Here is a 25,679-nt window from a genome sequence, read left to right as displayed (position 1 = left end):
GTCCTGCCCCCTATTACGAGAGCCTCATGAGCTTAGCTACTGCCAGCCTATTTATTATCATTCTGATTGCCATCAGTGCCGTCGTTTCCAGCTCCGAGTTAGGCCTAGCCTCCGCTCGCAAGATTAAGCTGCAAATCTTGGCAAAAGACGGAGATATTCGTGCGCTAGAAGTACTAACGATGCAGGAGCACCCAGGCAGCTTTATCACCGTAGTGCAGGTAGCCTTAAATGCAGTCGCCATTTTAGCAGGGGTCATCGGAGAAGCGGCTCTTAGCCCCTATCTCTTTGAACTCATAGGACACGAAGCCATAGCTTCCGTCATCTCCTTTATCCTTGTGACCAGCGCCTTTGTGTTGTTTGCCGATCTCATGCCCAAGCGCTTGGCTATGTCGCATTCTGAAGCAGTTGCGCTAAGAATGGTACGTCCCATGTTGTTTTTAATCTTCATTTTTAAACCCTTGATTTGGGTTTTTGATGGGGCGGCCGACAGCCTGTTTAAACTTATGGGCATCTCTACTGTGCGTAAAGACGAATTGACCTCAGAAGATATTTATGCGGTGATGGATGCCGGTGCAGAAGCGGGCGTGCTGAAACACCATGAGCACCATCTGATTGAGAATATCTTTGAAATGCAAGAAAGGACCGTCACCTCAGTGATGACCACTCGCGAGCAGATTGTTTATTTTGACTCGGCAGCAAGCAACGAGCACGTCGTCGATACTATGATTGACGCGCCTCACCATAAGTTTTTGGTATGCTTAGAAGATGATTTAGAGCAGATTATTGGGTATGTTGAGTCACGGCAGTATCTTGCGCTTATCCTGAAGCAACAACAGGTTAGCTTAACGGCTCAAAGCTTATTACGCCCCGCACTCTTTATTCCAGATACCTTGTCACTGTTTGAGATGCTAGAGACTTTTAAGTCTACAGGGAGCGACTTTGCTGTAATCGTCAATGAATACGCCATGGTGGTTGGGGTCATTACCCTAAAAGATGTCATGAGTATTGTGATGGGCGAGCTGGTCACGGTTGAAGAGCAAGCTATCGTCCAACGTACCGACAACTCTTGGTTGGTCGATGGTATGACCCCTATTGAAGATGTGATTCGTGCCCTCGGTATCATTAACCTACCCAACTCCGAAAACTACGAAACTATTAGCGGCTTTATGATGTATATGCTGCGCAAAATTCCTAAAAAAACCGACATTATTGAGCATGCCGGTTTTCATTTCGAAATACTAGATACTGAACGGCTCAAGATTAACCAATTACTCGTCACGAAGTTGCAAGATGAGCAAAAATAAATGCATTGGTTTGCTTTGCTGCATGCCTTTAAACAATCGCTGCTCTTATCAATATAGATATTAGATATTAAATATTAAATATTAGATATTAAATATTAGATATTAAATATTAGGTATTAGATATTAGGTATTAAGGAGTCACTATGGGTAGCACTGGCTAATCACGGGCACCAAAGATAGCCGTGCCTACCCTGACCATGGTCGAGCCAGCAGCCACCGCCTCGCTCATATCGCCACTCATGCCCATGCTTAGCGTATCCCATTGCGCTAAGTCAGGATGCTGTTTTTGGATTTCATCAAACAGCTGCTTCGTACGTGCGAAAGCATCTGAATCTTCTTTGGCAGGGATAATCATGATGCCGCGCAACTGCAGCCTATCATACTGTTTAATCGCTGCTATCAGCTCTGGCAACTCGCTAGGCTGACAGCCCGACTTACTGTCTTCGTCATCGATATTGACCTGAATTAACACGTTGAGCGCCGCTAGCCCTTCAGGGCGCTGCTCGTGTAAACGCTTTGCGATAATCTCACGCTCAATAGTATGTACCCAGTCAAAATGCTCAGCAATATCACGGGTTTTATTACGTTGGATATGGCCGATATAGTGCCAAACGATCTGCCCTCCTGCCTCTGTTCGCTGCAGCGCCTGAATCTTCTCTAGCGCTTCCTGTAAGTAATTTTCGCCAAAGTGACGTTGTCCAGCGCGCGCTAACGTGGCTATCATTGCCGCAGGTTTAGTTTTAGACACCGCTAATAAGGTCACAGTATTATCTGCTGATTCTGTCTCTGCTATTGGCTTACTGACCGCATTTAACTCGCTACCTACCTGCTGCCAACGAGCAACGAGCGCTTCTTGCTCTTGCATAGTTAAGTCATGCGGTGGGGTCATGCTGGCAAGCTCATGGTTATCAGATGGCATTTTTACCTCTCATTGTTTGCGAATAATAAAAATTCTAAAACCTTTAGTATATCAGGCTTGCTAGTTGGCATAAGAATTGCTTACTAGCGCTTTCGGCTCTATCATCTAGGGGCGCTTTATTAAAAATAAATAAAGGCAATTATACATTTGGGTTAATATTAATCGACATTATTGAACTCTTATAATTTTTTATTAAACTATTATAATAAGTTAGTCATTTCTTTATGCTTTTTTGTTATTATTAGGTTAACGATAGCAAAGATGCGCGACTTTGTCTCAGTCTAGTCCTGTTAAAGCGTTTCTAAAAAAGCCCGCTAGTGTGTTGATAAGCAGCAGGTAAGGCTCTTTAAAACGGCCATTGGTACGCCATGATGACGTTACTTTTATTATCCGTACTAACGCTTATCTAGGTTATGCCATAGGCAGCCATTTTTTAGCAAGTTCATCCCCTACTATTGACTATCACCCTACTATAAATAGGAACCGCCACTATGGCTGAAAAAAGTAATATCAGTATCGAAGACCTTTTACGATTTTCTGTTAAGCAAAATTCCTCAGATTTACATATTTCAGCGGGCTTGCCTGCCATGATTCGAGTAGACGGTGAGATTACTCGAATCAATATGCCGCCGTTAAGCCATCAAACGGTGCATCAGCTTATTTATGAAATCATGAATGACCGACAGCGCGCTAATTTTGAAGAATTTTATGAGACGGATTTCTCTTTTGAAATCTCTAACTTAGCTCGCTTTCGTGTTAACGCCTTTAATCAAAATCGTGGTGCCGGTGCCGTCTTTCGTACTATTCCTTCCAAAGTGCTTACCATGGAAGAGCTGGGTATGGGAGAAGTATTTGAGCGTATGGCCAATTTTAAACGGGGTATTGTGTTGGTCACGGGGCCTACAGGGTCAGGTAAATCGACCACCTTAGCGGCTATGATTAACTATATTAACGAGACCCGCAAAGAGCACATTCTAACGATTGAAGACCCTATCGAATTTGTCCATGAATCCAAAAAAAGCTTAGTGAACCAGCGTGAAGTCCACCGTGATACCCTAGGGTTTGATGAGGCACTACGCTCTGCACTACGTGAAGATCCAGACGTTATTCTCGTCGGTGAATTGCGTGACCTTGAAACTATTCGTTTGGCACTTACCGCCGCTGAAACGGGGCACTTGGTTTTTGGTACTCTGCACACCAGTTCTGCGGCCAAAACTATTGACCGTATTATCGACGTTTTCCCAGCTGCTGAAAAAGATATGATTCGTGCCATGTTATCCGAATCATTACAGGCTATCGTCTCGCAAACGCTGCTCAAGCGTAATACTGGCGGCCGAGTTGCCGCCCATGAAATCATGTTAGGGACTCCCGCCATACGCAACCTAGTTCGTGAAAACAAAATTGCCCAGATGTATTCTGCGATTCAGACGGGAGCTAGCGATGGCATGATTACCTTGGATCAAACGCTGAAGAACTTAGTGCAGAAAGGCACTATTAGTAAAGAGGTAGCCCGTCCTTATGCTAAGCAGCCTGATGCTTTTTTCTAGGCTACCCACTAGCAGTCTGCCCCACAGTTACTGTAGCAGACTTAACTGGGTCAAAACGCTGACTACGCCGCCTAACTCTATACTAATAAACTCGCAAGCCAGGTGATCTATGGACATTGAAAAACTCCTCCAACTTATGATCGATAACAATGGCTCGGATCTGTTTATCACTACTGATTTACCACCCTCGATGAAAATTAATGGGCAGATACGGCCCATTGGTAAGACAGCTCTGACCGGCGAACAGACCATGACGCTGACTCGTAGCCTTATGACCCCTCTGCAGATTAGCGAGTTTGAACGCACCAATGAATGTCAGTTTGCTATCTGTAATAAGGCTAAATCGGTACGCTTTCGGGTGAGTGCTTTTATCCAACGTGATAACGCGGGTATGGTACTGCGGAAGATTGAATCCAAAATCCCGACTACGGAATCGCTGCAATTACCGCCTATCTTGAATGAACTGGCGATGACTAAACGCGGTATTATTCTGTTAGTGGGCGGTACCGGAACCGGTAAATCAACGACCCTAGCCGCCATGACGGGTTATCGTAACAAGCACTCGCGTGGTCATATCATCAGTATTGAAGATCCTATTGAGTTTATTCATCAACATCAAGGCTGTATCGTCACGCAACGTGAAGTCGGTATCGATACCTTATCTTTTGAGGCTGGCCTAAAAAACACCTTACGCCAAGCGCCCGATGTGATCTTGATTGGTGAAATTCGCAATCGTGAGGTTATGGGTTATGCGATTCAGTATGCTGAAACCGGTCACCTAGTCTTCGCCACTTTGCATGCCAATAATGCCAATCAGGCTATTGATCGTATCTTGCACTTTTTTGATACAGAGCGTCACGGGCAAGTATTGATGGATCTCTCATTAAACTTAAAGGCTATTGTGGCCCAGCAGTTAATACTGACTACAGACTGCAAGCGTCGTAGAGCCGCTATCGAAATATTGATTAACACCCAATTGATTGCCAACCATATCCGTAAAGGCGAAATACATGAAATTAAGCCCATCATGACCCGCTCTAGAGACATCGGTATGCAGACTTTCGATCAAGCGTTATTCGATTTGTTTGTGACGGGAGAGATTAGTTACGATGAGGCTATTAAACATGCTGACTCCGCAAACGATTTACGCCTCCGGATTAAACTTGAGACTAAATATGTGGTGGCAGTCGATGAGCAACTGAGTAATGGTTTCTCTCTCATTATTAACTAAGAAGGTAGCAGTAATGCTATTAAAATAGTCTCATAAAACCTAAAGGAGCTATTATTGGCGCTAAGATAAGCGCTAATTTGGCATGATTTAGGGTAAAGAGCTCATAATAACCGCTGTTGATTTAACCGGGTTGCTTGAGAGAAAAGGCGGGTAAAAGGTAGGTATAGATAGATAAATCATTGAAGTAAGAAACTACCTAAATAAGCGACTGTCTTGAACCTGAGAGTTAAAAGACAGTCGTTATTATTAAAGGGCTAAATCTTGTAGCTCTGCTTGTAGCACTGACAGGTGGTTTTAATCCGTAGGCGCTGTGGTTATAGTCAAACTGCCCGTTACCTGTTACCAATTGCTACTATTACGCTCTTATCTGACGCTGTCTTTACACGCCTGATCGCTGCAGATTCCGTACAGTACTAAAGAGTGACCAGACAATTTAAAGCCATGCTCTGCCGCCACTTTTAGCTGCTCAGACTCAATAACCTTGTTATGGAATTCGATGATTTTACCGCACACATCACAGACCAAATGGTCATGGTGCTCATCTTGCATAACCTCAAAGACAGATAAATTATTTTCAAAGTTATGACGCTCCACAATACCGGCTTGCTCAAACTGAGTAAGGACACGATATACAGTCGCTAGACCCACATCTTCTCCTTGCTCAATCAACGCTTTATACACGTCTTCCGCACTCATGTGGTGATGCTCAGCGCGCTCAAGTAATTCTAAAATTTTGATGCGTGGTAAGGTGACTTTGAGGCCTGCCTTGCGTAAATCCTGATTTGTAAATCTTGAAGTCATATTCATTTATCCTTGGTTCAAACAACTGACTAAAAATTAAACTTACCTAAATTCAAGGTAGGCTGTCACAGTGCTACGAGTCATTATAATATTCGCTATATCGTAGCTTATGGGTTAGCGTAGCACATTGTAGAGGTAAGCTTACGCCTACGTATTAACCCTGTGATTGCCCACCTTTAATATAGAAAAGCATCTGCATAGCTACAGTAGGGTTATGCGAATGACTGTAATAGGTAATAAGGCGTGGTATAAGCGCTAGCGGTTATTCTAGCTATCTGACTACCACTGTATAGACCCCTAGATATTAAGCAAGCATAAGCCAGCAATTTAGTAAATAATGTCGTAAGTGGTAGGCAATTGCAAGTAAATGACGTATCATTTGGGCGTAATTACTTTTCTAATATCCTTATATTCGTACTAACCTCTCATACCTGCTCATTTTACCCTACGAATACTATAAGTGACGCCCGGCGCTATCGGTCGAGAGATTGGCTGATACCGGCTAAGCTTAAATGCCCCTCGTGCTAGTAGTATTGAGCGATATGATCTGATAATAATGAGTGACTTTCCTATGACTCAGCCCCGTCTCTATCGTAAGCTGCTTTCTACCCGTGTACTGGCCACTCCCCTATTAGCGGGACTGCTTGCTGTCGCTACTTTGCCTGGCTGCTCACTATTTAGCGTCTATAAGATTGATTTGCCACAAGGCACCCCTATTACGCAGACTGATGCCAGCAAATTGCAAGTCGGTATGAGCCAAAGCCAAGTTTTATACTTATTGGGCAGTCCGGCTTTAAAAGATACTTTAGCGCCCAATCGTTGGGACTATATCTATGACTATCAAGCGGGCACTGAAGGCAAACGTCAGGGCCGTCCTGACATTAATGATGCCAGCCAACACTTAGTCGTTTATTTTGATGCTGCCGGCCAAGTCAGCCGCGTTGAAGGTATTGAAAGCTTACCTGCGACTAAAATGAAGAAATAGTCTCTTAGTCCAAGTAAAGCTTACTAGCAGCACGGCCACTTTACTGGCTCTGCTGCTTTTTTATGGCTCTATTTTTACGTTTGCCCATGGGATCCAGCTGTAGCGTACGATAGACTTCGATACGATCCTGCGCTTTTAACACATAGTTGAGGGGTTGCTTATGTGAGTAAACCCCGACATGCCAAAGCTTAGCTGTAGGGGTTTCGCTAGCCTCTACTTGCTCACACCAATGGGCTAATACAGGAAAACGCTCTAACCAGCCAGCCAGTGCCAAAGCTTGATATAAGGTAGTCCCGACAGCGACCTGCCTCTGCTCGTAGTATTGCTGCTCAGCTGTGGGCGCATAAGCCAAACTAATAGTAATATCAGTTGCAGCGCTGCTGTGAGGAGTAGACAGTTGGGACATAGGCTTTACTCATTAATATTTATACTTGAGCGAATGACTGTCATCTTTATTTAGCAAATAACAGTCACGTTATCAACAGACAGGTTGCTATAGGACAACTGGCCTTAGCCCAACCACTCACCTAGCCACCCAATAGCGGCCAATAGCATCGCTAACGGCACTAAGATACGAATAGCGATACGCCATAGATTATAGAAAGCTTCATTGCCAAAATTAAGCGACTTGCGCAAATGGCTTATTTTCATCTGCCAACCGGCAAATACAGACAGTAATAAGGCCGCCACACTACTACTAATTACCAATACGATTACCAACCATGTGGTCGGTAAGGCCGCAGCTAAGACGATGCCTATCAATAAGGTCAGTACTAAGCTAATAATAAGACCAAACTTGACCTTAAATTGCTCTGCAGCATAGTGTAATAAATACGCGGACACACACAGCACCCCGACCAGATAAAATAGTGCGCCAAGCGGCGGTAGGTTAATCCCGCTAATCAATAAGGCCGCCAGACCCGCCACCAGCTGTAAACCCCAAATCGGTAGTACCTGCTGAGAAGCTCGTAGCCCATTATTTTTGCTAGCAGCTATGGGGTAGCCATCCTGACCCAACTGCTCTGCGGTCGTATTTGCGGCATTTTGTGCGTACCAATAAATACCGGTACCTGCGCCCACACTGACCAAGGCTAGCGCCACAGCTCGGCCCCATTCGGCCAAACTCACCTGAGTCATCGCAAAGTCCCAAGCCGGGTGACCGGAAAACAAGCCAAACAGCAAGCCCACACCCATCAAGACAAATCCCACAGGTAAAGTACCTGCGCCCAGTAAGCTCAACAGCATAGCAATAACAATGAGACCAGCGGACAACGCAAACGTGGGCATGCTCAGCTGGATACCAAACTCAGTTAGTGCGCCCTGCACCCCCATACTAGCGCCAGAGATTGCCAAAGCCGCAATAACAATGGCTACTATAGCGGCTAGCCAGCCAAAACCGCGCCATAAAATACTAGCATCCGCTTCACGCGTTAAGACCTGCATGCCCCCTACTGGGGCTTGGCGGCTGCGATAGGCTAAAGCTATTTCTGCATAGACCATAGGCAAGGCTACGATGACCATAGCCAGTAACCACAATAACCAGAAATCGATTTGACCAATAGAGGCCGGCGTAAACCAATGGAATAATAGCAGCGGTAAAATAGCTGCCATAAGATAAGAAGCGTAGCGAACCATCATAGTTTCGACCTAACTTGAAAGTTGATTGGGATAGCAAAGTGAATCAATAAGAGTTATTTAATAAAGATCACTTATTAAAGGGTTGCTTAGTAAGGAGCACTTATTAAAAGCTACTTATTAAAGCTTAGTTAGTAAAGCTATTATATAGATTAATAGACTGTCTCGCACATAAGCTGTTTGCAAGAGTATGACGACTACCAATAGCCTATAAGCAAACATTATCATTCAGCCATGGCGCTTAAATAACAATCTTCAGCTAAAATTTGCGGGTAGTACAGCCGAAAAAAAACCCCAAAGTGGGGTTTTTAAGATAGCAGACTAGCACTGAGCTATTGTGCCTTAAATAATGACGCAACAGCCGCCTTATTTAAGACTAGTGTACAGCACTGATATAGTCAGATAGGATACGAATATCGCGATCCGATAGACGCGAAGCTACCATCTGCATCATGCCCTTATTGCCTTCTTTATCAGCATCGTTAACACGTTTCTGATCATCGCTAGCGATATCGTCTTCACGGCCCGCAGCACGAAAAAGCTTCAACTGCGTCGAGATATATTGCGCGTGTTGACCGCCTAGACGCGGGAACGCTGCCCACTCATTGCCACGAGCTTCTGGATCATGACAACCAGCACAAGGAATCACGCCACGTGACTTGTCGCCACCTAAGAATAACTTACTGGCTTCATGGTTGGTCGCTGGATTACCTGTAGCGAATCCCCACACGGGCTGACTGGCATAATAGCCGGCAACGTTGGCCATATCTTGCTGGGTCAAGGCGGCAACCTGTGACTGCATGATGCCATTCTTGCGATAGCCAGTTTTAAAGTTTAACAGCTGCTTATATAAGTAGCGAACATTCTGTCCACCAAGATTAGGCTGAGCAGGAACAATACTCACCCCATTAAGGCCATGACAAGCGGCACAGACGGTCTCAACGACTTTTTGTCCAGCCTTAACGTCGTATTCAGGAACGGTAATAACAGCTTGAGCGCTGATACTGGCGAAGCATAAGCTGGCGGCAGCGATTAACTTTTTCATTGTGAAAGATCCTACTAACTTGACGTAAGCCATAAAGTATTTGGGGGTTAATTGTGACTATTATAGCAAGTCTTTGTAATTTTTTCCTACTTAATAAATACCTTTAAGTCAGGTTAGGCAAGACTCGCTGTATGCCATGTCATTATTGTGGTTTTGCTATTATTTTTCACTAATTATAGAGAAAATTCCCTACTCAACTGTAATTTTATAGCTTTTTTTATACTCATACACAGTAGAGCACAGGCTACTTGCTCATATTAAGCACAGCCTATTTACTCATATATTGAATCAACTCGCGATACTGTTTATCGCTACAGTTTTCTTTAGGATTGGTAGGGCTTTTACATAAGCCACCTGCTGGCATCTGAATCATGCCTACTCTGACCGATTTCACCAGAGCGTCCATGCCTTTTTGTTGAATGAGTGCATTCCAACGGGCTGTATCGCCCTTTTTGATCGCGTTTAGAGCACCACTGTCATGACAAGCAGCGCAAGAGTCATTATAGAGGCTACCCACATCAGCCTGCGCAAGTTGCGCACCCGCTAATAAAGCCCCACTGATTAGCAATAGCTTGGCGCTAGTAAAGGCTTTATGGAGGAAAAGGGTCGTGAATGAAAAGCTCATTGGTTGACTCTGGCTATTTTGGCTGGCAGCAGCGTTAGCACCACGGCTAGCTATTGGCTGAACAAACTTAAAGCGCATAGGATATCTCCTTTGTTAGAGCTGCCCATTAATTTAGGACAGGTCTAGACTTCAGTATACCATGGGTAACTAAGTGTACAAACACTCACATACATTTACCTATCCTACTAATTATTAAGACTTATCTCAGGTAATTTTTGAGATGCGTTCAGACAATTTTATGGCGTACTACATTGTTTATCAGCGGGCATGATATGATAGTACCTAATATGATGCCAGTGCCGATATGCCAGTGCCGATAATACAGTGCAAATATGACAATGACTATATAGCACTGCTCCTGTATTTTGACTGCTCCCCCTCTATTTTAACGAGATAAAGACCTTTTATGACGACCTCTCCCGACACCCTTAACGTTGATGCGGCTACTTTTAACACTCAGTCACGCCAGCGTATTCAGCAGACTGAGTTTATGCTTTCTGCGCCGACTTTTCGCCTGTGCCCAGCAGATACAGGGTTTGAGGTGGCATTTGCTGGACGCTCGAATGCAGGCAAGTCCTCGGCTATCAATGCACTGACCAACCAACGTCAGCTGGCACGCTCATCAAAGACGCCAGGCCGTACACAAATGATTAACTTTTTTCAGATTGAGACGCCGGCGACCCGACTGGTCGATTTACCCGGCTACGGTTATGCGGCTGTACCGCTCGAGATGAAAAAGGAATGGCAGGTAGAGTTAGAGGAGTATTTGGTGTCTCGCTCAAGTCTAGCAGGTCTAGTGCTGTTGACTGATATTCGCCGCCCCCTACAATTTTTCGATGAGCAGATGCTGCACTGGGCCAAAGATGGCGGCCTACCCGTGCATATCTTGCTGACCAAAGCAGATAAGCTTAAATATGGCGCTTCACAAAAAGCCCTACTTGAGACCAAACGCCAACTGCAAAAATTAGAGTTGCCCTGCACGATTCAGCTATTTTCAGCATTGCGTAAAAAAGGCATTGATGAGTTAGCTGGCGTCATGGGCAATTGGCTAGAATTTGGTAACTCTACGTTAGCCGACACTAGAGAAGAAGAGCTATAAGGGAAAGATAAGAGAGAGGCCGGTTACGGTCCATACAATATCTGGTTTAACCTTTTTCTAAACCGTGAATAAAAATAACCCTGCCATATGGCAGGGTTTTTTATGTTTAGGAGAAAGTAACTAGAGTAATTAATTAGGGCAATAAATAAGGCTAGGACTGAGTGGCGGTCATATGTGTGGTGCTGGTTAATAAAGCTATCAACGCTTGGGGCGAGTCGACTTGATAGGTAGGATTTTCACCCGTCAGCGTCGCCGCCGTTGCTGCCCCATAATTCACCGCGACACTGGTCATATTTAGGGCCTGAGCCATCTGTATATCATGGATACTGTCGCCAATAAATACCGCGTCTGCAATGCTATGACTGGTCTCTTGCAATATATCTAACAACATCTGCGGGTCTGGTTTAGAGCCTGACTCATCGGCACAGCGACTGCTGATAAAATACTTATGGCTGGCAGATGCCGTGAGCACCCGGTCTAAACCGGCTCGTTTTTTACCCGTTGCCACCGCCAATTGTCTGCCTTGCTCAATCAATGTCTGCAGCATAGCTTCAATACCCTTAAAAAACGGGGTCTTATGGCTATTAGCAATATAGTACTCAGCGTAATCTGCTTGCAGCGTTTGTCTTTGCTCATCCGTGCTATTGGGAAACAGTATCTCGATACCACGCATAAGACTCAGGCCAATAATACCCTTCACGGCCTCGTCGCTAGTCGTGAACCCTTGCGCTTGGGCGGCCACATGCATGGCCTCGACAATCAGGCCAATCGAGTCCATTAAAGTGCCATCCCAATCAAAGATAATCAGGGATTTATCGGCCAGTAGATTACTCATAGACAACCGTGTCAGGTAGCAGCTGCGCGATATCTTCTGGTAGGGGTGCCGTAATCACTTCATAACCCGGCACCTCAAGCTGCCAAGCGTGTAAGCATAAGCGATGCGTGCCTGACTTATCGGTCGCATGATACTTATCATCACCGAGGATAGGATGACCAATATGGGTGAGATGCACGCGAATTTGATGGGTACGCCCGGTCAGAGGCTTGGCTACAATCAGACTGACGGGGGCGCCGGCTAGCTCAAAACGTCCTAATACTTTTATATCGGTCTGACTGGGCTTAGACTGCGCATCTTGCGTATCCACTTTGACACGGCGCTCGCCACTGGCCAAGGTATAGCGCAATAACGGGGCATCAATCTGCTGCTCGTTCAGGACCGGTTGACCTTTCACGATACAAAGATAAGATTTCTGGATAGTCTTATCGCGCAGATATTCTTGCAAAGTCTTTAGGGTTGAGCGCTTTTTAGCGATCATTAATAGCCCAGAGGTGTCCTTATCGATACGGTGTACCAGCTCGAGATATTTCTTACCAGTGACCTCACGCATGGCTTCAATAACGCCAAAATCCAAGCCACTACCGCCATGAACAGCGATGCCAGAAGGCTTATTTAATACGATAAGCCCCTCATCTTCATAGACGACGCGCGCTAGCAACCCATTAGCAAAGTCTTGACTAATAATAGGTTTATCACGTGTGGCCAGTTTTACAGGCGCAATACGTACCACATCGCCACGATATAGCTTATCGTAAGGCTTACAGCGCTTATTGTTCACCCGCACTTCATCTGAGCGAATCATCTTATAAAGGTGCGACTTCGGCAAGCCCTTTAGGCGGGCCAATAAAAAGTTATCCACACGCTGGTCATGCTGATGACGGGTCACTTCTAGATAGTTGACTAGGTTAAAGTTTTCGATTTCATCGTCGGCGCTCTGCGGAAAATATTGACTGGTCGCTGGCGCGCTTTTGGGGGTATTTGACATATTTAGTTAGGTGTTTACACAAAGATTTGTTATAGTTTATCACGTTGAGATGCAATTAAGCAGGTATCAATAAGTAGAATTAGACCGATTTATCGGCTTATTATTACAGTGTTATCTGCGATTTACTTTAAGTTGGCTTACCTCTAAAGCACTTATAAAAAGCCATTGTTAAAAAGCTTGCATAAGTTACTATTCAGAGGGCTATAGCAGACTTAACGCTATCATTGCTTTGCTCGACCACCATTATAGTTTTATGGCACTCGTAACCTCCTTACACCAGGTCACGATGCTAGCAAGTTGATACCAAGATGGCACCATGTGGTTGCTGTTTTTATTGAGTAGTCGCTGATTGATTGGGTCTATCCTATTTGGGATTATCCTACTCAATGAGCTGACGACTTTACTTACTTTATTCATAATACGCTCGACGCTTGATCAGCTTGCAAATTAAGCCCTTACACCGCTTGATGTGGGTTCTTACAAAACCTTTAGCTGAGTTGATTGGACGTGGTAACCGCGCTGAATACCGTCGCCGTTGCGAGTTGTAGATGAAGGTAAAACCAAAATAAGTCACTGGTCTAAGTGTGTCTACCCTGCATTGATTGTTAGCGGTCAAATAGAGAGTTCTTTATTTGCCAAGTACGCCCCGCTAATAGGATTGCACTGTTTTTGGTAGGTAAACACAAGTAATAATAGACTTTGTCACCCCCATTTTTATCGTTATAAATAAATTTATATAAAGTTATCTATAGCGATATTTTGACTGAGTAACTGCCGATAATTGACCCTTACACCGTCACTTATCCCTAGCTACCTACAGTATTGAAACCTTGAAAGTATTACCCTTTAGGGATAGCAAAGCGCACGGCAAAAGATAATGAATTAGTAGTACAGTACTTGGAAGTTTCATATTAATACGGAAGTTGTCCTTTATTTACTGCTAGCAGAAGGTCATTTTTGACCATCTGGCGATATCTGGTCGCGCTGACTGCGCTGACACTTTAATCCTATAAAAAAGACTTATGACTTTCAAATTCACTACTTAGCTGATAACGATAGCTATCATGGCAGCCTTAGTTAGCGACCTAATGACCGCTTCATCGCCAGATGAGCCTGCCCATTAGGTTACGACTTACTCGACATAGTACTTTGGTTCTGCCCTACTCTCCCGTCCTTACTGCCCGTCAGTAGCGACATGCTCCCAGCTTTAGCGACTCACCAGCGTTAAGATAGCCATTTTTGCTATTGGCTCGCTCAGTTAATTTTGCTCTACCTTGCCTAGGAATACTGGGGATATTGAACAGAGTAAATTAACGTTTAAGCTGCGGTTATAACGCCCTTCAAGCGCTCAGCGTATTCATAGGAAACTGATATGAAACGCATTTTAATCAATTCTACTCATAACGAAGAGATTCGTGTCGCCTTATGTAAAGGCAATCATTTATACGATTTCGATTTAGAGAATCGTACCCGCGAACAGAAAAAATCCAATATTTATAAAGGTCATGTCACTCGCGTCGAGCCTTCGCTTGAAGCGGTGTTCGTTGAGTATGGTTCGGGCCGTCAAGGCTTTTTGCCTATTCGCGAAATTGCCAATGAATATCTGGCCGGCAATGCCCGTGATGAGAATATTCGTAAGCTGATTAAAGAAGGCGACGAGCTCATCGTTCAGGTAGAAAAAGAAGAGCGCGGTAATAAAGGCGCAGCACTGTCTACTTATGTTTCGCTCGCCGGTCGCTACCTAGTATTGATGCCAAACAACCCACGTGGTGGTGGGATTTCTCGTCAGATTTCAGGCAAATTGCGCGAAGATATGAAACGCATGCTAGGCAACCTTGATTTGCCAAAAGGAATGAGCGTCATCATTCGCACGGCAGGAATTGGCAAAACGCAAGAAGACTTGCAGCACGATTTAAACCACCTACTGAATATCTGGCAAGCTATCCAAGAGCAAAATAGCAAATACCCTTCACCTCGCCTAGTCCATCAAGAAGCGGGCGTGGTCACGCGTGCCGTCCGTGACTACCTACGTGATGACATCAGCGAAATCTGGATTGATAACGAAAACGCTTATATTGAAGCGGCTGGCTTTATCGATGCGGTTATGCCTAAACAAGCCGATAAACTGCGTAAATACACTGACTTTGAGCCAATGTTTGCGCGTTTTGGTATCGAAAAACAAATTGAAACCGCTTATCAGCGTGAAGTGCGCCTGCCTTCTGGTGGCTCTATCGTCATCGATCAGACCGAAGCCTTAGTCTCTATTGATATTAACTCAGCAAAATCTACCAAAGGGTCTGATGTCGCTGAAACGGCTTACCATACCAACCTAGAAGCGGCTGATGAGATTGCTCGTCAATTGCGCTTGCGCGATATGGGCGGCCTTATCGTCATCGACTTTATCGATATGAATGACAGTAAGCATCAAAAAGACGTCGAAAAGCGCTTGGTTGATGCGACCAAATATGACCGCGCACGGGTACAGTTTGGTGAGATATCGCGCTTTGGTTTGATGGAAATGAGCCGTCAACGTCTGCGTCCTTCGCTAGAAGAGTCGACCGGCTATATCTGCCCACGCTGTCATGGCAATGGCATGATTCGTGATTTGCGCTCGCTATCGCTGTCTATCATGCGTCAGATCGAACAAATTGCGCTAAAAGAGCGCCAAGGTGAAGTACAGGCCGAAGTGCCTACCGATATCGCGGCTTTCTTATTGAATGAAAAGCGTGACAGCCTGGTTTACCTTGAGCAAGACAGTGGCACGCGTATTACTATCCTACCGCATGCTCACTTAGAGTCGCCAAACTTTAAGCTGCACTTTAACCGCGATGGCTTTGCACCGTCGAGCTATGAGCGTATCACGGATATGCAGCTGCAAGAGTCTAATGAATTGGGCTATGACGTGGATTGGCAGACCGCTGATAAAGAGCGTCCTGAGCAGCAGCCTACCCGCCAGCCGCGTCAGTCAGAGGCATCAGCGAACTCACGCAGTAACGCGCCTGCCCCGCACAATTCAAACTCAGCCACTAAGCAGAGTAATAATAGCCAAAATGCTCAAGCTCATAGCCCTACTCGCTCTAATAACCAACAAGAGCAGAGAGCCGCTAACAGCTCGCAACCGGTAGCAGCGCAGGCTCATTCTGCCAATAATGCACCTGCAGCGACCCAAGCGCCACACGCAGTTGCTTGGTTATCTAACCTTTTTGCGCCGACCCCGCAAGCTAAGACTACCGATATTATTAGCAGTCAAGCCGCGGCTGAAGCCATCGAAGCTATTGTTAATACAGGCGCACAGAGTCTGGGCGTGCAGGGCCAAGTCGATGCTACGGCACTCGCTGCTCAAGCGGCCAGCGCCCAACGCCGTGAGCAACACAATGCTGGAACGACGGCACGTAGCACGGATAGCACTGCCGTTAATAACGAAGCTACTGATAGCGAGCGTTCTGAGGACCAAGACGAGCAAGAGCGTCGCCGTCGTAAGTCATCGCGTAAAGGCAAAACCAATAAGCCGCGCCAAAGAAGAGACAAGCGTGATGATACTGAGCAATCGCAATCGGCTACCAGTAATGAGCCAGTAGCCGCAGAGACAGACTCGGATAATGAGAATAAACCGACCCCGAACCGTCGTAGCGCGAACAGTCGTCGTGACTCACGTGGCAAGATGCCGCGTGGCGAAACGCTAGCTCCGCAAGAGGCCAATGCTACTGCTGAGAACGCCGACCATGCTAATGGCAGCAACCAGGCGGATGAGCAAAATAAAGGCCAGGGTAGAAATACGGAGAGACACAGCGATAGAAGTAATGACAGAAACGCTGACCGCTCGAGCCCCAAAGCTAACGACAGAAATCAGCAGAGAGACGCTGGCTCATCACGCCGTGCAGACCATGAGCGCCGTAGAAATGATGCCAACAAAGTCACTAGCCCGAATGAAGTCTCACTACAAGTGAATGAGGCTCCGGTGCAGCACAAGCCGAAAGAAGTCGTGCATTTGTCTTTAGACGACAGCAAAGCCCAGAGTAATCAGGCGTCTCAAGCGCAGCAAAACGGCTCACGCGGTATCACCACTGCGGTTGCCAACGCGGCAGAAACGACGAAACAGTCGTCTTCTACGACGGAGTCTGCTCCTGTAGATGCTAAAAAAAAGGGCGATGAACCTGCAACCGTCACGCCAGCAACCTCTACTACTGCGCTATCGGCGAGCTCAGTAAGCGAGCGTGCTCCGGCTGCTGCTAATTCGGTAGCAGAAAATAGCACTGCTATTAGTCAGCCGGCTGTTACGACTACCGCCCCTGCTGAGACTACCCAGCCGGCAGCAACAGAGACTCCTGAGCAAGCGCAACCTGCTGCCCAGCAACAGACGGAGATTACGCCCGCTCTCAACAGTAGCGAAACTAGCACGGCTATTACTGCACAAGCCTCGGCTGCTACAGAGAGTCAAGTGATTGTAAAAGAGGAAGCTGCTAAGGCTGATACAGCTCAGGCTGCTACTGCAGACGATACTGCGGCTGCACCAAGTTATGATGCTAGCGCCTTGTTTGCTGACCGTTATGTCACTGCCAAGAAGTTTGGTCTAGCCACCAATGATCCGCGTGCTGTCAAAGCTCAGCAAACGGGACAAGCGGTGCAGTCGTCTGCGACTGAGAAAAAGGCCACGCCTATTCGCGGTACCGTGGGTGAGTTTATCCAAGCGGCGCTACCGAATGCTGCGGCTTTATTAGAAGACCAAGGCGTCATAGCCAGCTTCATTCAGGCTGTAGCAGCGGCGCAAAGCCCAGTAGCGGCGGCCACTAGCCCTGCGGAAACGGTGGCTGAGTTTAACTTTAGCAACTACGGCTATGCCCCGTTGGATGAGACTTATCTGGGTCGTTTTAACCGTATGACCCAAGCCGTCCGTCAAGTGGCTATCGAGCAAGGTAAGACTGCGGTCAACCCTCGCCCTGTTACGCGTCGTGCTAGCAACGATCCACGCGGTCAGCACCCTGAGTATCAAGCGCCAAGCACAGCGGATCTTGATGCCCATAAGGTAGTGGCCAGTGCCCTAACCAGCGAGCCAAAAACGGCAGAAGTGGAACAGGAAAGTGCTGCATTGCTTATTGAAGATGCTGAAGTAAAACAGCATCTAGCAGAAGTCGCAGAAAAACCTGAGTCTATAGCAGCACCGGTAGACGAAGAAACCCCTGCGGAAGTAGCAGAGGAGTCGGTAGAAAATACTGCAGCTTCTGCTCCTCAAGAGGACGTTAGTGCAGCTAGTGCAGAATCGGAAGAGGAGCAAGCAGCTCCCTCGAAGACGACCATTGCTAGCTATAAAAACATGATTGAGAATGTGGCGGAGCAACTGTTGCCGCAGCAAAACAATCGCTTTAATCTAACCACCCCTAAGGTGCCTAAAGCCCGCAGTCGTAAGGCTAAAAATGAGCCTAAAAAGCCCACTCAGTCTGAGCAAAAGCCCCAGGATGCTGCTGTAGAAAGTAACCCTGACTCGAACAATGAAGACTAAGTAGCAGTTAGTTAAATCTATTGGCAAACATGCTATATAGGTAGTTACTGAGTTAGTTATTTCGACCAATAAAAAGCCTCATCCAATGATGAGGCTTTTTTATGTGGGGTAATTTATTGCGTGTTAATACCCGTTAGATTAATGAGCTGCAGACTGATTGCCACCACGCATCTTGCCAATCATGGTGATAATACCCACTAGTACTACCCCGACGACTAGACCCACTAAAGCATTGAGCAACATCGTGGTGAGGCCATCAAACATCCCGGTTAGATGAGCTAAATCCTCAACTTTATGGTGTAAGAAGCTAATGCCGTGTACCAAGATACCCCCACCGACTAAGAACATGGCTAAGGTACCTGCAATGGATAAAAACTTCATCAACTTAGGGGCTGCAGCTAGTAAGAACTCACCCAGTTTTTGCTGGAATGCGCTGTCTTTTTTGGTCAGATATAAGCCAAGATCATCAATTTTGACGATACCTGCCACCAAACCGTAGACGCCTACCGTAATCGCTATCGCAATGATAGATAGCACTAAAGTCTTCTCTAGCAAGGTGGCTCCTGCAGCGGCACCTAGGGCAATCACAATAATCTCTGCTGATAAAATAAAATCAGTGCGTACAGCGCCTTTAATTTTATCTTTTTCGAAAGCGACCAAGTCTATGCTCTCGTCTGCATTGGCCCGGATGCGCTCGTTTTGTACTTCATCGTGTGGCAGCAGTTGCGGCCAAAACTTATGGATGATTTTCTCCGCACCTTCATAAGATAAAAACAGCCCACCACACATCAATAAAACAGTCACCAGAGGCGGAAATATGGCACTGATTAATAACGCAGCAGGTACTAAGATGAGCTTATTGACAAACGAGCCTTTGGCCACTGCCCAGACAACAGGCAGCTCACGATCGGCTTTCACACCAGTGACTTGCTCAGCATTGAGTGCGAGATCATCTCCGAGTACCCCGGCTGTTTTTTTCGCAGCGACTTTGGTCATCACGGAGACATCATCCAAAATTACACTGATGTCATCGAGTAATGTTAATAAACTGGCACCTGCCATAAATTCTCCTTAAGTTGAGCAGTAGTTAAAAAGGCTATCTCAGTTATATATAGTAGATGGATAGTCTTAAGCTGGCAGAGTACTAAGATACAGAACTCTATGCAGACTTTTCGTTAGTCTAGCGTACCTTCCCACAATTTAAATAGCATAACTGTATCTTAATAGCTGTCTTTATTAAAACTTCCAAGTTACTCGCCACTTATAACAGTCCGTATCACTAGCCCAGCTAAAGCAAATGACAACCGCCTAAATAAAGAGTAACGTTGCCACAACCCATATAAGCAGCCGTTTACAAATTGCGGTACACAGTTGCTAGAAGCGACATTTAAGGCCATTGTATTAGCCGTATCATTGCCCACTATTTTTTCCATTGACCTCGCAGCTATTTTTGTAATGCTTCGCTACATATTTGGCTGCAGACTGGCGCAAATATCTGTAGGATAGGAGTGTTACGCAGCAAACTATGCTACCATAATTGCTGCAATCATTAGGCGCATCCCAGGGCTTAAAGCTCATGATGGACCGCGCTACACTTAATGATAGCGTCTTATAATTTTAGCTTATTGCAAGCCTCGAGTCTGACTGGGCACAGGTTGCTGATAAGTGCCAAAGGATACTGTATATGTTGTTATCTCCCTCTGCTCCTAGTCATAGTAAGCGTCTCTCCTTATTAGGGCTCGCTATTGTAGCGATGCTCAGTGCTGGTTGCTCTAATAGTGCGCAAGATACCACAGCTAAGAAATCTGAGATTGTGACCCAGGCCAATGCCAATAAAGTAGCGAGCAAAACCCCAGTATCTAAAGAAAGTGACCCGGCTATTGTGAAAGCCTTACAGACCAACTTAAAGGCTTCTGGCATTAACGAAACCATTACTTCTGCGGTACCCACTGACATGCCCGGCATCTATTGGGTGAGCGCTGAAGGTCTGCCTTCTTTCTTTACAGATACTGAAGGACGTCATATTATTCAAGGTCAAATCGTACAAGTTGGCGATGGTGCTCCTGTCGATATCAGTGCGGCCATGCTGGCTAGTGGCGCTAAAGAGAAGTTGGCAGCGGTTGATAAGAAAGATATGATTATTTACCCCGCTAAAGGTGAGACTAAAGCGGTGGTCTATGCCTTTACCGATGCCGATTGCCCTTACTGCCACAAACTGCATGAAGAAATCGACCAAATTAATGCCTCAGGTATTGAAGTTCGTTATTTAGCTTGGCCAAGAAGTGAGCCATCTATTCCGAAATCAGAAGCCATTTGGTGTAGTAAAGACCGTAGTACAGCTATGAACCAAGCTATGGCAGGCAGTGATATTGCAGCGGCAACCTGCCAAAACCCAGTGCGCGAGCAAATTGAGCTGGGCATGAGTCTGGGCGTGAATGGCACCCCTGCTATCTATACCGAAGATGGTCGCCAAATTGGCGGGTACTTACCTCCTGAGCAAATGGCTCAAGCCGTAGGTATTTCTTAGACTAATGATGTATTTAAGGGGGCTGCTATTTTGGGTCAACCTCTTTAGGGCTACCCTGCCATGCTTAGAGTATTATCTGTATTAAAAGCGTCTTTTATTAAAAGTCAGCTAGTTTGCCCTCTTTTTTAATCTATAACTTTGTTTCATTCCATTATTTTTTGAGGATACTGTGAGCCATTCTATCAATCTAGCGGTACTTGGTCTTGGCACTGTCGGCACGGGTGTCGTCAGCCTTATCAATGATAACTTAGCGGAGCTTAAACGCCGCAGCGGTTATGATATTCGTATTACCCACGTCGGTACGCGCCGTCAACGCGACGATATCGACCCAAGTATTCAGCAAAGTGATGACCTTATGGCCATTGTTGCCGCTGCTGATGTCGATATTGTCATTGAAGTCATTGGCGGCACTACGGTCGCTAAAGAGCTTATTTTGCACGCTATCAAAAATGGCAAGCATGTCGTAACCGCCAATAAAGCCTTATTAGCTGAACATGGCAATGAGATTTTCGCATTAGCGGAAGCTCATAACGTGCATGTCGCCTATGAGGCTGCAGTAGCGGGCGGTATCCCTATCATTAAAGTCATGCGCGAAGCCTTAGCGGCTAATAAAGTCGAGTGGCTCGCAGGGATTATTAATGGTACGGGCAACTTCATCATGTCAGAGATGCGTGATAAAGGTCGCCCTTTTGCCGATGTTTTAGCCGAAGCGCAAGAGTTAGGCTACGCTGAAGCGGATCCTACCTTTGATGTTGAAGGGATTGATGCAGCGCATAAACTGGCCCTACTCGCCTCGATTGCTTTTGGTATTCCGCTACAATTCGATAAAGTTTACTGCGAAGGCATTACCGGTATCACCCTGCAAGATGTAGATTATGCCGAAGAGCTAGGTTACCGTATTAAACACCTTGGTTTTGCGGTTCGCCGTACGCAAGAGGGCGACGACTCAAACAGCGCTGAGGGTATTGAACTGCGCGTGCACCCTACCTTGATTCCACAAGAGGCACTACTAGCCAATGTGAATGGCGTCAAAAATGCGGTGTTGGTCAATTCGCACCCGCTAGGTCAAACCCTTTATTATGGCGATGGCGCTGGCGCCGGGGCCACTGCTTCTGCCGTCATGGCAGATGTGATGGACCTCGTGCGAGTACTGAGCGCCAATGGTCACGGTCATCATGTGCCGCATTTAGCTTTTGTTCCTGAGGCCTTATCAGACACACCCGTATTGGCGGCTGAGCAAATGGTCACTGGCTATTATTTACGCCTACATGCGCTAGATACCCCGGGCGTATTGGCAGACATTACCCGTATCCTGAGCGATGCCGGTATTAATATCGACGCTATTTTACAGAAACCGGCTCATAAAGTCGGCCAAGTACCGGTCATTATCTTGACCCTACCGGTCGTTGAGAGCCAGATGAACCTAGCTATCGAAAAAATAGAGCAGCTAGCCGCCATTACCGATAAGGTTGTGCGCATTCGTCTTGATGAGCTTGCTTAATTGATTAACCAAGCTTTGCTAAAACTCAGTTTTTATTGAACGGTCTATATATTGAACGGACTACATCTAGCCCCATTATATAGACTGGCATTTAGACTTATTATTTAGACCTGCTAGTTTTATATTAGATAATGACTTCTATATTGGTTAATTACTTCTATTTTTATAGACTCACATAAAAAGGACTTCACTATGTCAAATGATTCAATTGTCATCTTAAACGGCGCTCGTACTCCAATGGGCAGCTTCCAAGGCTCACTAAAAGACGCTACTACAACCGATTTAGGTGCTGCGGCCATCAGAGCGGCAGTCGAGCGTTCAGGCGTAAAACCTGAGCAAGTCGAAGAAGTAATCATGGGCTGTATTCTAACCGCTGGTGTTGGTCAAGGCCCTGCTCGTCAAGCGATGCGTAAAGCTGGCTTACCGGATACTACGGGCGCGGTCACTATTAACAAACTTTGTGGTTCTGGCTTAAAAGCGGTCATGCAAGCGTATAACGGCATTAAAGCCGGTAGCTTTGATGTGGCAGTCGCTGGTGGCATGGAGTCTATGACCAACGCTCCTTATATCCTGCCAGGTGCCCGTGGTGGTTACCGTATGGGCCACAAAGAAGTCAAAGACCATATGTTCTTAGACGGTCTTGAAGATGCTGATACTGGTAAACTTATGGGTCAGTTTGCGCAAGAAAAAGCAGACGAGAGAGGCTACACCCGTGAGCAGATGGATGCTTTCGCTATCGAATCGCTTAACCGTGCTTTAACCGCCGATAAAGAAGGTCATTTTGAGAATGAAATCGTACCCGTAACGGTCAGTGGTCGTAAAGGCGATACCGTAGTTAGTACGGATGAAGAGCCTGCTACTGCTGATGCTGAGCGTATTCCTAAGCTACGTGCGGCTTTTGCTAAAGACGGCACAATTACCGCTGCAAACGCCAGCTCTATCTCTGATGGTGCGGCTGCAGTCGTGATGATGAAAGAGTCACAAGCGGTTGCAGAAGGCTTGTCTTATCAAGCTCGTATCATCGCTACAGCGTCTAACTCACGTCACCCAAGCGAGTTTACCTTAGCGCCAGTCGGAGCTATGGAAAAAGTACTTGAAAAAGCGGGTTGGTCAGTAGCAGACGTCGATCTTTGGGAAATCAACGAAGCCTTTGCTATGGTCACGATGATTGCTATGGATGACTTAAACATCCCGCATGATAAAGTGAACATCGAAGGTGGCGCTTGTGCTCTAGGCCATCCAGTAGGCTGTTCTGGTACCCGTATCTTAGTCACGCTAATCAACTCACTACAGCGTACTGGCGGTAAGAAAGGTGTGGCCTCACTATGTATCGGTGGCGGTGAAGCGGTAGCGGTAGCTATCGAACTGGCTTAGTCTATAAGCTACTTAGGCTTAGACGCTTTACTCATCTAGGCTAGGTATTGAGATGAAAAGCATTTAGATAAAAACTTATTTATATAAAGAAGAACGTCCATGGTTGGGCGTTTTTTTATTGCCTATCGTTTGCCACCACCCCCTATCTCTAATAAAAATAGGCGTTAATAACAATAACCGCTAATAAAAAATGCAGCATTATAGTGCAACAAATGCCGATTATGACAGGCGTATGACGACAGCTGTAAAGATAGGTTACTTTTCTTCTCTAGACTGTTATAGCACTTACAGCCATTAACAGGGAATTACGTGCAACGCACATTTTGATACTCGGATTATATATCCAAGGTAAAAAGTGAGTGCTACTATAGTTCCAAGTTGATGAGGCAAGCACGCTCGTAAGCTAGTAACATCAGCTCGATAGCGGAATAAGTAGCAAGATTAGAAATATCAAGAAATACAATTTGAAGATATATAAAAGAACAGATAAAGAGTCACTTTGAGGATAATGCTTTTTAATTATCTAAAAAGACAGTTAAATAATAAATTCTTTGTCATTCTATTGGCTATTTTTAATGCGCTATTAACTAATGAACTGATGTTAAGTATTTAGCAACGTTAAAGTTTTAAGATAAATCTTTAATTTTAATATAGCTAGTTATCGACTGCTTTTATTAACCATAATTTTTATATTTTACTAACCAATTAAAGGAACACAATAATGAGTCAACTAATTCGCTTACAGGACATTCAAGCTACTCACCGCGACCTAATTGGTGATGACTACTACGATCCAACAGGCAAAAGCGCTTATGGTGCTAACGAAGAAAAAATCGGTAAAATCGAAGGCGCTTTAGTAGAAGACACTACTGGCCGTATCCGTTATTTAATCGTTGATGCTGGTGGCTGGTTTAGCTCAAAAGAAGTTTTAGTCCCTGCAGGTCTAGCTCGTATCGTTGGTGACGACGTATTCTTTGATAGCTTAACTAAATCACAAGCTGAAGCCATGGAAGAGTATGACCATGACTATCAGTACAGCTATAAAGAGCAGTTTGAAAAAGATCGCCAAGCTTTTGTTGCTGACACTGTCCCAACAGAAGAGCGTGTAGAAATCGCTGATGCTCATTATGATGCACCAAACACGCTAGAGCTACTAGAAGAGCGTCTAACGGTTAATAAGGACCGTATTGTAGCGGGCCTAGTAAAAATCGGTAAGCACATCGTTACTGAAGAGCGTAATGTAGAAGTTGAGCTTGAAGAAGAGCATGCGCATATCGAACGTACTAGCGTAGACCGTCCTACTGACCGCCGTATTGGTGATGACGCCGGTGCGACTGTAGAAATCGAACTTGAAGCGGAACGTGCTCGTGTTGGCAAAGAAACCTTCGTAACTGAAGAAGTCAACGTAGGCAAAACTGTTGAACGTCATACTGAAACTATCGTTGAGACTATCCAACGTGAAGAGCTTGATGTTGACCGTGATGGTAACGTAGTTGACCGTGAAGGCAACTTAGTAAACCGTGATGGCATTACTGCTGATGACGTACGCCGCGCTCGTGGTATCTAATTAATAAGCGCTACTTTGCTTATTACTAGCAGCCGCATAGTATTTGACCGTTAGCTTATATTTGTTATTTTATAACTAACGCTGTCAAATAGGCATTGAGTCTTATTGGCTCAAACAAAAAGGTCAGAGCCAGTCTCTGACCTTTTTTGTGCTATTTTATAAAAGAGAAGGCTTAGATAATAAGTACCATATGAGAAAT

Annotated in this window: 19 protein-coding genes; 10 read left to right on the top strand and 9 right to left on the bottom strand. The window is 45.6% G+C overall.

Features of this window, described 5'->3' with window-relative positions; genetic code table 11:
* Positions 1–26 precede the first annotated feature (26 nt).
* Entirely contained in the window at positions 27–1,304 is a 1,278-nt protein-coding gene (gene paeA / locus ACZ2XM_RS05120) for a polyamine export protein PaeA (RefSeq protein WP_490587293.1), read from the top strand.
* Between the two features lie 157 nt (positions 1,305–1,461).
* Here paeA and ACZ2XM_RS05115 read toward each other — a convergent pair whose 3' ends face one another.
* Entirely contained in the window at positions 1,462–2,169 is a 708-nt protein-coding gene (locus ACZ2XM_RS05115; protein ID WP_490587463.1) for a YggS family pyridoxal phosphate-dependent enzyme, read from the bottom strand.
* A 563-nt stretch (positions 2,170–2,732) separates the two neighbouring features.
* Here ACZ2XM_RS05115 and ACZ2XM_RS05110 point away from each other — a divergent pair.
* Both ACZ2XM_RS05110 and ACZ2XM_RS05105 read left to right on the top strand, forming a co-directional pair.
* Positions 2,733–3,770 carry a type IV pilus twitching motility protein PilT gene (locus ACZ2XM_RS05110; RefSeq protein WP_490587462.1) on the top strand — a complete coding sequence of 346 codons (1,038 nt, stop codon included), beginning with the start codon at positions 2,733–2,735 and terminating at the stop codon, positions 3,768–3,770.
* 109 nt (positions 3,771–3,879) lie between these two features.
* Complete coding sequence (locus ACZ2XM_RS05105) at positions 3,880–5,001, top strand: PilT/PilU family type 4a pilus ATPase (protein ID WP_490587292.1); 1,122 nt, start codon at positions 3,880–3,882, stop codon at positions 4,999–5,001.
* Between the two features lie 363 nt (positions 5,002–5,364).
* On the opposite strand, the gene fur is transcribed toward ACZ2XM_RS05105, so the two are convergent.
* On the bottom strand, positions 5,365–5,802 hold the full coding sequence (gene fur / locus ACZ2XM_RS05100) for a ferric iron uptake transcriptional regulator (protein WP_490587291.1): 438 nt from the start codon (positions 5,800–5,802) through the stop codon (positions 5,365–5,367).
* A 556-nt stretch (positions 5,803–6,358) separates the two neighbouring features.
* Here fur and ACZ2XM_RS05095 point away from each other — a divergent pair.
* Complete coding sequence (locus ACZ2XM_RS05095; RefSeq protein WP_490587290.1) at positions 6,359–6,787, top strand: outer membrane protein assembly factor BamE; 429 nt, start codon at positions 6,359–6,361, stop codon at positions 6,785–6,787.
* Positions 6,788–6,827: 40 nt separating this feature from the next.
* On the opposite strand, the gene ACZ2XM_RS05090 is transcribed toward ACZ2XM_RS05095, so the two are convergent.
* The 4 genes from ACZ2XM_RS05090 to ACZ2XM_RS05075 all read right to left on the bottom strand — a co-directional run bounded on the left by ACZ2XM_RS05090 (position 6,828) and on the right by ACZ2XM_RS05075 (position 10,170).
* The gene (locus ACZ2XM_RS05090; RefSeq protein WP_490587289.1) at positions 6,828–7,193 is read right to left on the bottom strand and encodes an RnfH family protein; all 366 of its coding nucleotides are present in this window, start codon (positions 7,191–7,193) and stop codon (positions 6,828–6,830) included.
* 104 nt (positions 7,194–7,297) lie between these two features.
* Positions 7,298–8,425, bottom strand: coding sequence for a hypothetical protein (locus tag ACZ2XM_RS05085; RefSeq protein WP_490587288.1), 1,128 nt, complete (start codon positions 8,423–8,425; stop codon positions 7,298–7,300).
* A 373-nt stretch (positions 8,426–8,798) separates the two neighbouring features.
* Entirely contained in the window at positions 8,799–9,467 is a 669-nt protein-coding gene (locus tag ACZ2XM_RS05080; protein WP_490587287.1) for a c-type cytochrome, read from the bottom strand.
* 268 nt (positions 9,468–9,735) lie between these two features.
* Positions 9,736–10,170 (bottom strand): c-type cytochrome, encoded by a 435-nt coding sequence (locus tag ACZ2XM_RS05075; protein WP_490587286.1) that lies wholly within the window; start codon positions 10,168–10,170, stop codon positions 9,736–9,738.
* 328 nt (positions 10,171–10,498) lie between these two features.
* Between ACZ2XM_RS05075 and yihA the strand changes: the two genes are divergently transcribed.
* Complete coding sequence (yihA, locus tag ACZ2XM_RS05070) at positions 10,499–11,191, top strand: ribosome biogenesis GTP-binding protein YihA/YsxC (protein ID WP_490587285.1); 693 nt, start codon at positions 10,499–10,501, stop codon at positions 11,189–11,191.
* A 151-nt stretch (positions 11,192–11,342) separates the two neighbouring features.
* Here the strand turns inward: yihA and ACZ2XM_RS05065 are convergent, their stop codons facing one another.
* Together ACZ2XM_RS05065 and ACZ2XM_RS05060 are read right to left on the bottom strand one after the other, a co-directional pair.
* On the bottom strand, positions 11,343–12,026 hold the full coding sequence (locus tag ACZ2XM_RS05065) for an HAD family hydrolase (RefSeq protein ID WP_490587284.1): 684 nt from the start codon (positions 12,024–12,026) through the stop codon (positions 11,343–11,345).
* Positions 12,019–13,014: an RluA family pseudouridine synthase gene (locus ACZ2XM_RS05060; RefSeq protein WP_490587283.1), complete on the bottom strand. Its 996-nt coding sequence runs from the start codon at positions 13,012–13,014 to the stop codon at positions 12,019–12,021. Before ACZ2XM_RS05060 ends, ACZ2XM_RS05065 begins: the two co-directional genes overlap by 8 nt.
* 1,372 nt (positions 13,015–14,386) lie before the next feature.
* On the opposite strand from ACZ2XM_RS05060, the gene ACZ2XM_RS05055 reads away from it, so the two are divergent.
* On the top strand, positions 14,387–18,511 hold the full coding sequence (locus tag ACZ2XM_RS05055; RefSeq protein WP_490587282.1) for an Rne/Rng family ribonuclease: 4,125 nt from the start codon (positions 14,387–14,389) through the stop codon (positions 18,509–18,511).
* A gap of 138 nt (positions 18,512–18,649) precedes the next feature.
* Here ACZ2XM_RS05055 and ACZ2XM_RS05050 read toward each other — a convergent pair whose 3' ends face one another.
* Positions 18,650–19,573, bottom strand: coding sequence for a DUF808 domain-containing protein (locus tag ACZ2XM_RS05050; protein WP_490587281.1), 924 nt, complete (start codon positions 19,571–19,573; stop codon positions 18,650–18,652).
* Positions 19,574–20,264: 691 nt separating this feature from the next.
* Here ACZ2XM_RS05050 and ACZ2XM_RS05045 point away from each other — a divergent pair.
* The 4 genes from ACZ2XM_RS05045 to ACZ2XM_RS05030 all read left to right on the top strand — a co-directional run bounded on the left by ACZ2XM_RS05045 (position 20,265) and on the right by ACZ2XM_RS05030 (position 25,480).
* On the top strand, positions 20,265–21,038 hold the full coding sequence (locus ACZ2XM_RS05045) for a DsbC family protein (protein ID WP_490587461.1): 774 nt from the start codon (positions 20,265–20,267) through the stop codon (positions 21,036–21,038).
* A gap of 169 nt (positions 21,039–21,207) precedes the next feature.
* The gene (locus tag ACZ2XM_RS05040; RefSeq protein ID WP_490587280.1) at positions 21,208–22,539 is read left to right on the top strand and encodes a homoserine dehydrogenase; all 1,332 of its coding nucleotides are present in this window, start codon (positions 21,208–21,210) and stop codon (positions 22,537–22,539) included.
* A 192-nt stretch (positions 22,540–22,731) separates the two neighbouring features.
* The gene (locus ACZ2XM_RS05035; RefSeq protein ID WP_490587279.1) at positions 22,732–23,913 is read left to right on the top strand and encodes a thiolase family protein; all 1,182 of its coding nucleotides are present in this window, start codon (positions 22,732–22,734) and stop codon (positions 23,911–23,913) included.
* A 721-nt stretch (positions 23,914–24,634) separates the two neighbouring features.
* The gene (locus ACZ2XM_RS05030; RefSeq protein ID WP_490587278.1) at positions 24,635–25,480 is read left to right on the top strand and encodes a DUF2382 domain-containing protein; all 846 of its coding nucleotides are present in this window, start codon (positions 24,635–24,637) and stop codon (positions 25,478–25,480) included.
* Positions 25,481–25,679: the final 199 nt, after the last annotated feature.

The sequence above is a fragment of the Psychrobacter sp. CoH-33_TS_01 genome (assembly GCF_058189395.1).
The sequence above is the reverse complement of the archived record's forward strand: the minus strand, read 5'-3'. Positions and strand labels throughout refer to the sequence as shown.

Bases quoted from the DNA above. Each gene is read 5' to 3' on its own strand.
- paeA (WP_490587293.1), top strand. From the start codon at position 27: ATGAGCTTAGCTACTGCCAGCCTATTTATTATCATTCTGATTGCCATC.
- ACZ2XM_RS05115 (WP_490587463.1), bottom strand. From the start codon at position 2,169: ATGCAAGAGCAAGAAGCGCTCGTTGCTCGTTGGCAGCAGGTAGGTAGC.
- ACZ2XM_RS05105 (WP_490587292.1), top strand. From the start codon at position 3,880: ATGGACATTGAAAAACTCCTCCAACTTATGATCGATAACAATGGCTCG.
- fur (WP_490587291.1), bottom strand. From the start codon at position 5,802: ATGACTTCAAGATTTACAAATCAGGATTTACGCAAGGCAGGCCTCAAA.
- ACZ2XM_RS05095 (WP_490587290.1), top strand. From the start codon at position 6,359: ATGAGTGACTTTCCTATGACTCAGCCCCGTCTCTATCGTAAGCTGCTT.
- ACZ2XM_RS05090 (WP_490587289.1), bottom strand. From the start codon at position 7,193: ATGTCCCAACTGTCTACTCCTCACAGCAGCGCTGCAACTGATATTACT.
- ACZ2XM_RS05085 (WP_490587288.1), bottom strand. From the start codon at position 8,425: ATGATGGTTCGCTACGCTTCTTATCTTATGGCAGCTATTTTACCGCTG.
- ACZ2XM_RS05080 (WP_490587287.1), bottom strand. From the start codon at position 9,467: ATGAAAAAGTTAATCGCTGCCGCCAGCTTATGCTTCGCCAGTATCAGC.
- ACZ2XM_RS05075 (WP_490587286.1), bottom strand. From the start codon at position 10,170: ATGCGCTTTAAGTTTGTTCAGCCAATAGCTAGCCGTGGTGCTAACGCT.
- yihA (WP_490587285.1), top strand. From the start codon at position 10,499: ATGACGACCTCTCCCGACACCCTTAACGTTGATGCGGCTACTTTTAAC.
- ACZ2XM_RS05065 (WP_490587284.1), bottom strand. From the start codon at position 12,026: ATGAGTAATCTACTGGCCGATAAATCCCTGATTATCTTTGATTGGGAT.
- ACZ2XM_RS05060 (WP_490587283.1), bottom strand. From the start codon at position 13,014: ATGTCAAATACCCCCAAAAGCGCGCCAGCGACCAGTCAATATTTTCCG.
- ACZ2XM_RS05055 (WP_490587282.1), top strand. From the start codon at position 14,387: ATGAAACGCATTTTAATCAATTCTACTCATAACGAAGAGATTCGTGTC.
- ACZ2XM_RS05050 (WP_490587281.1), bottom strand. From the start codon at position 19,573: ATGGCAGGTGCCAGTTTATTAACATTACTCGATGACATCAGTGTAATT.
- ACZ2XM_RS05045 (WP_490587461.1), top strand. From the start codon at position 20,265: ATGCTCAGTGCTGGTTGCTCTAATAGTGCGCAAGATACCACAGCTAAG.
- ACZ2XM_RS05035 (WP_490587279.1), top strand. From the start codon at position 22,732: ATGTCAAATGATTCAATTGTCATCTTAAACGGCGCTCGTACTCCAATG.
- ACZ2XM_RS05030 (WP_490587278.1), top strand. From the start codon at position 24,635: ATGAGTCAACTAATTCGCTTACAGGACATTCAAGCTACTCACCGCGAC.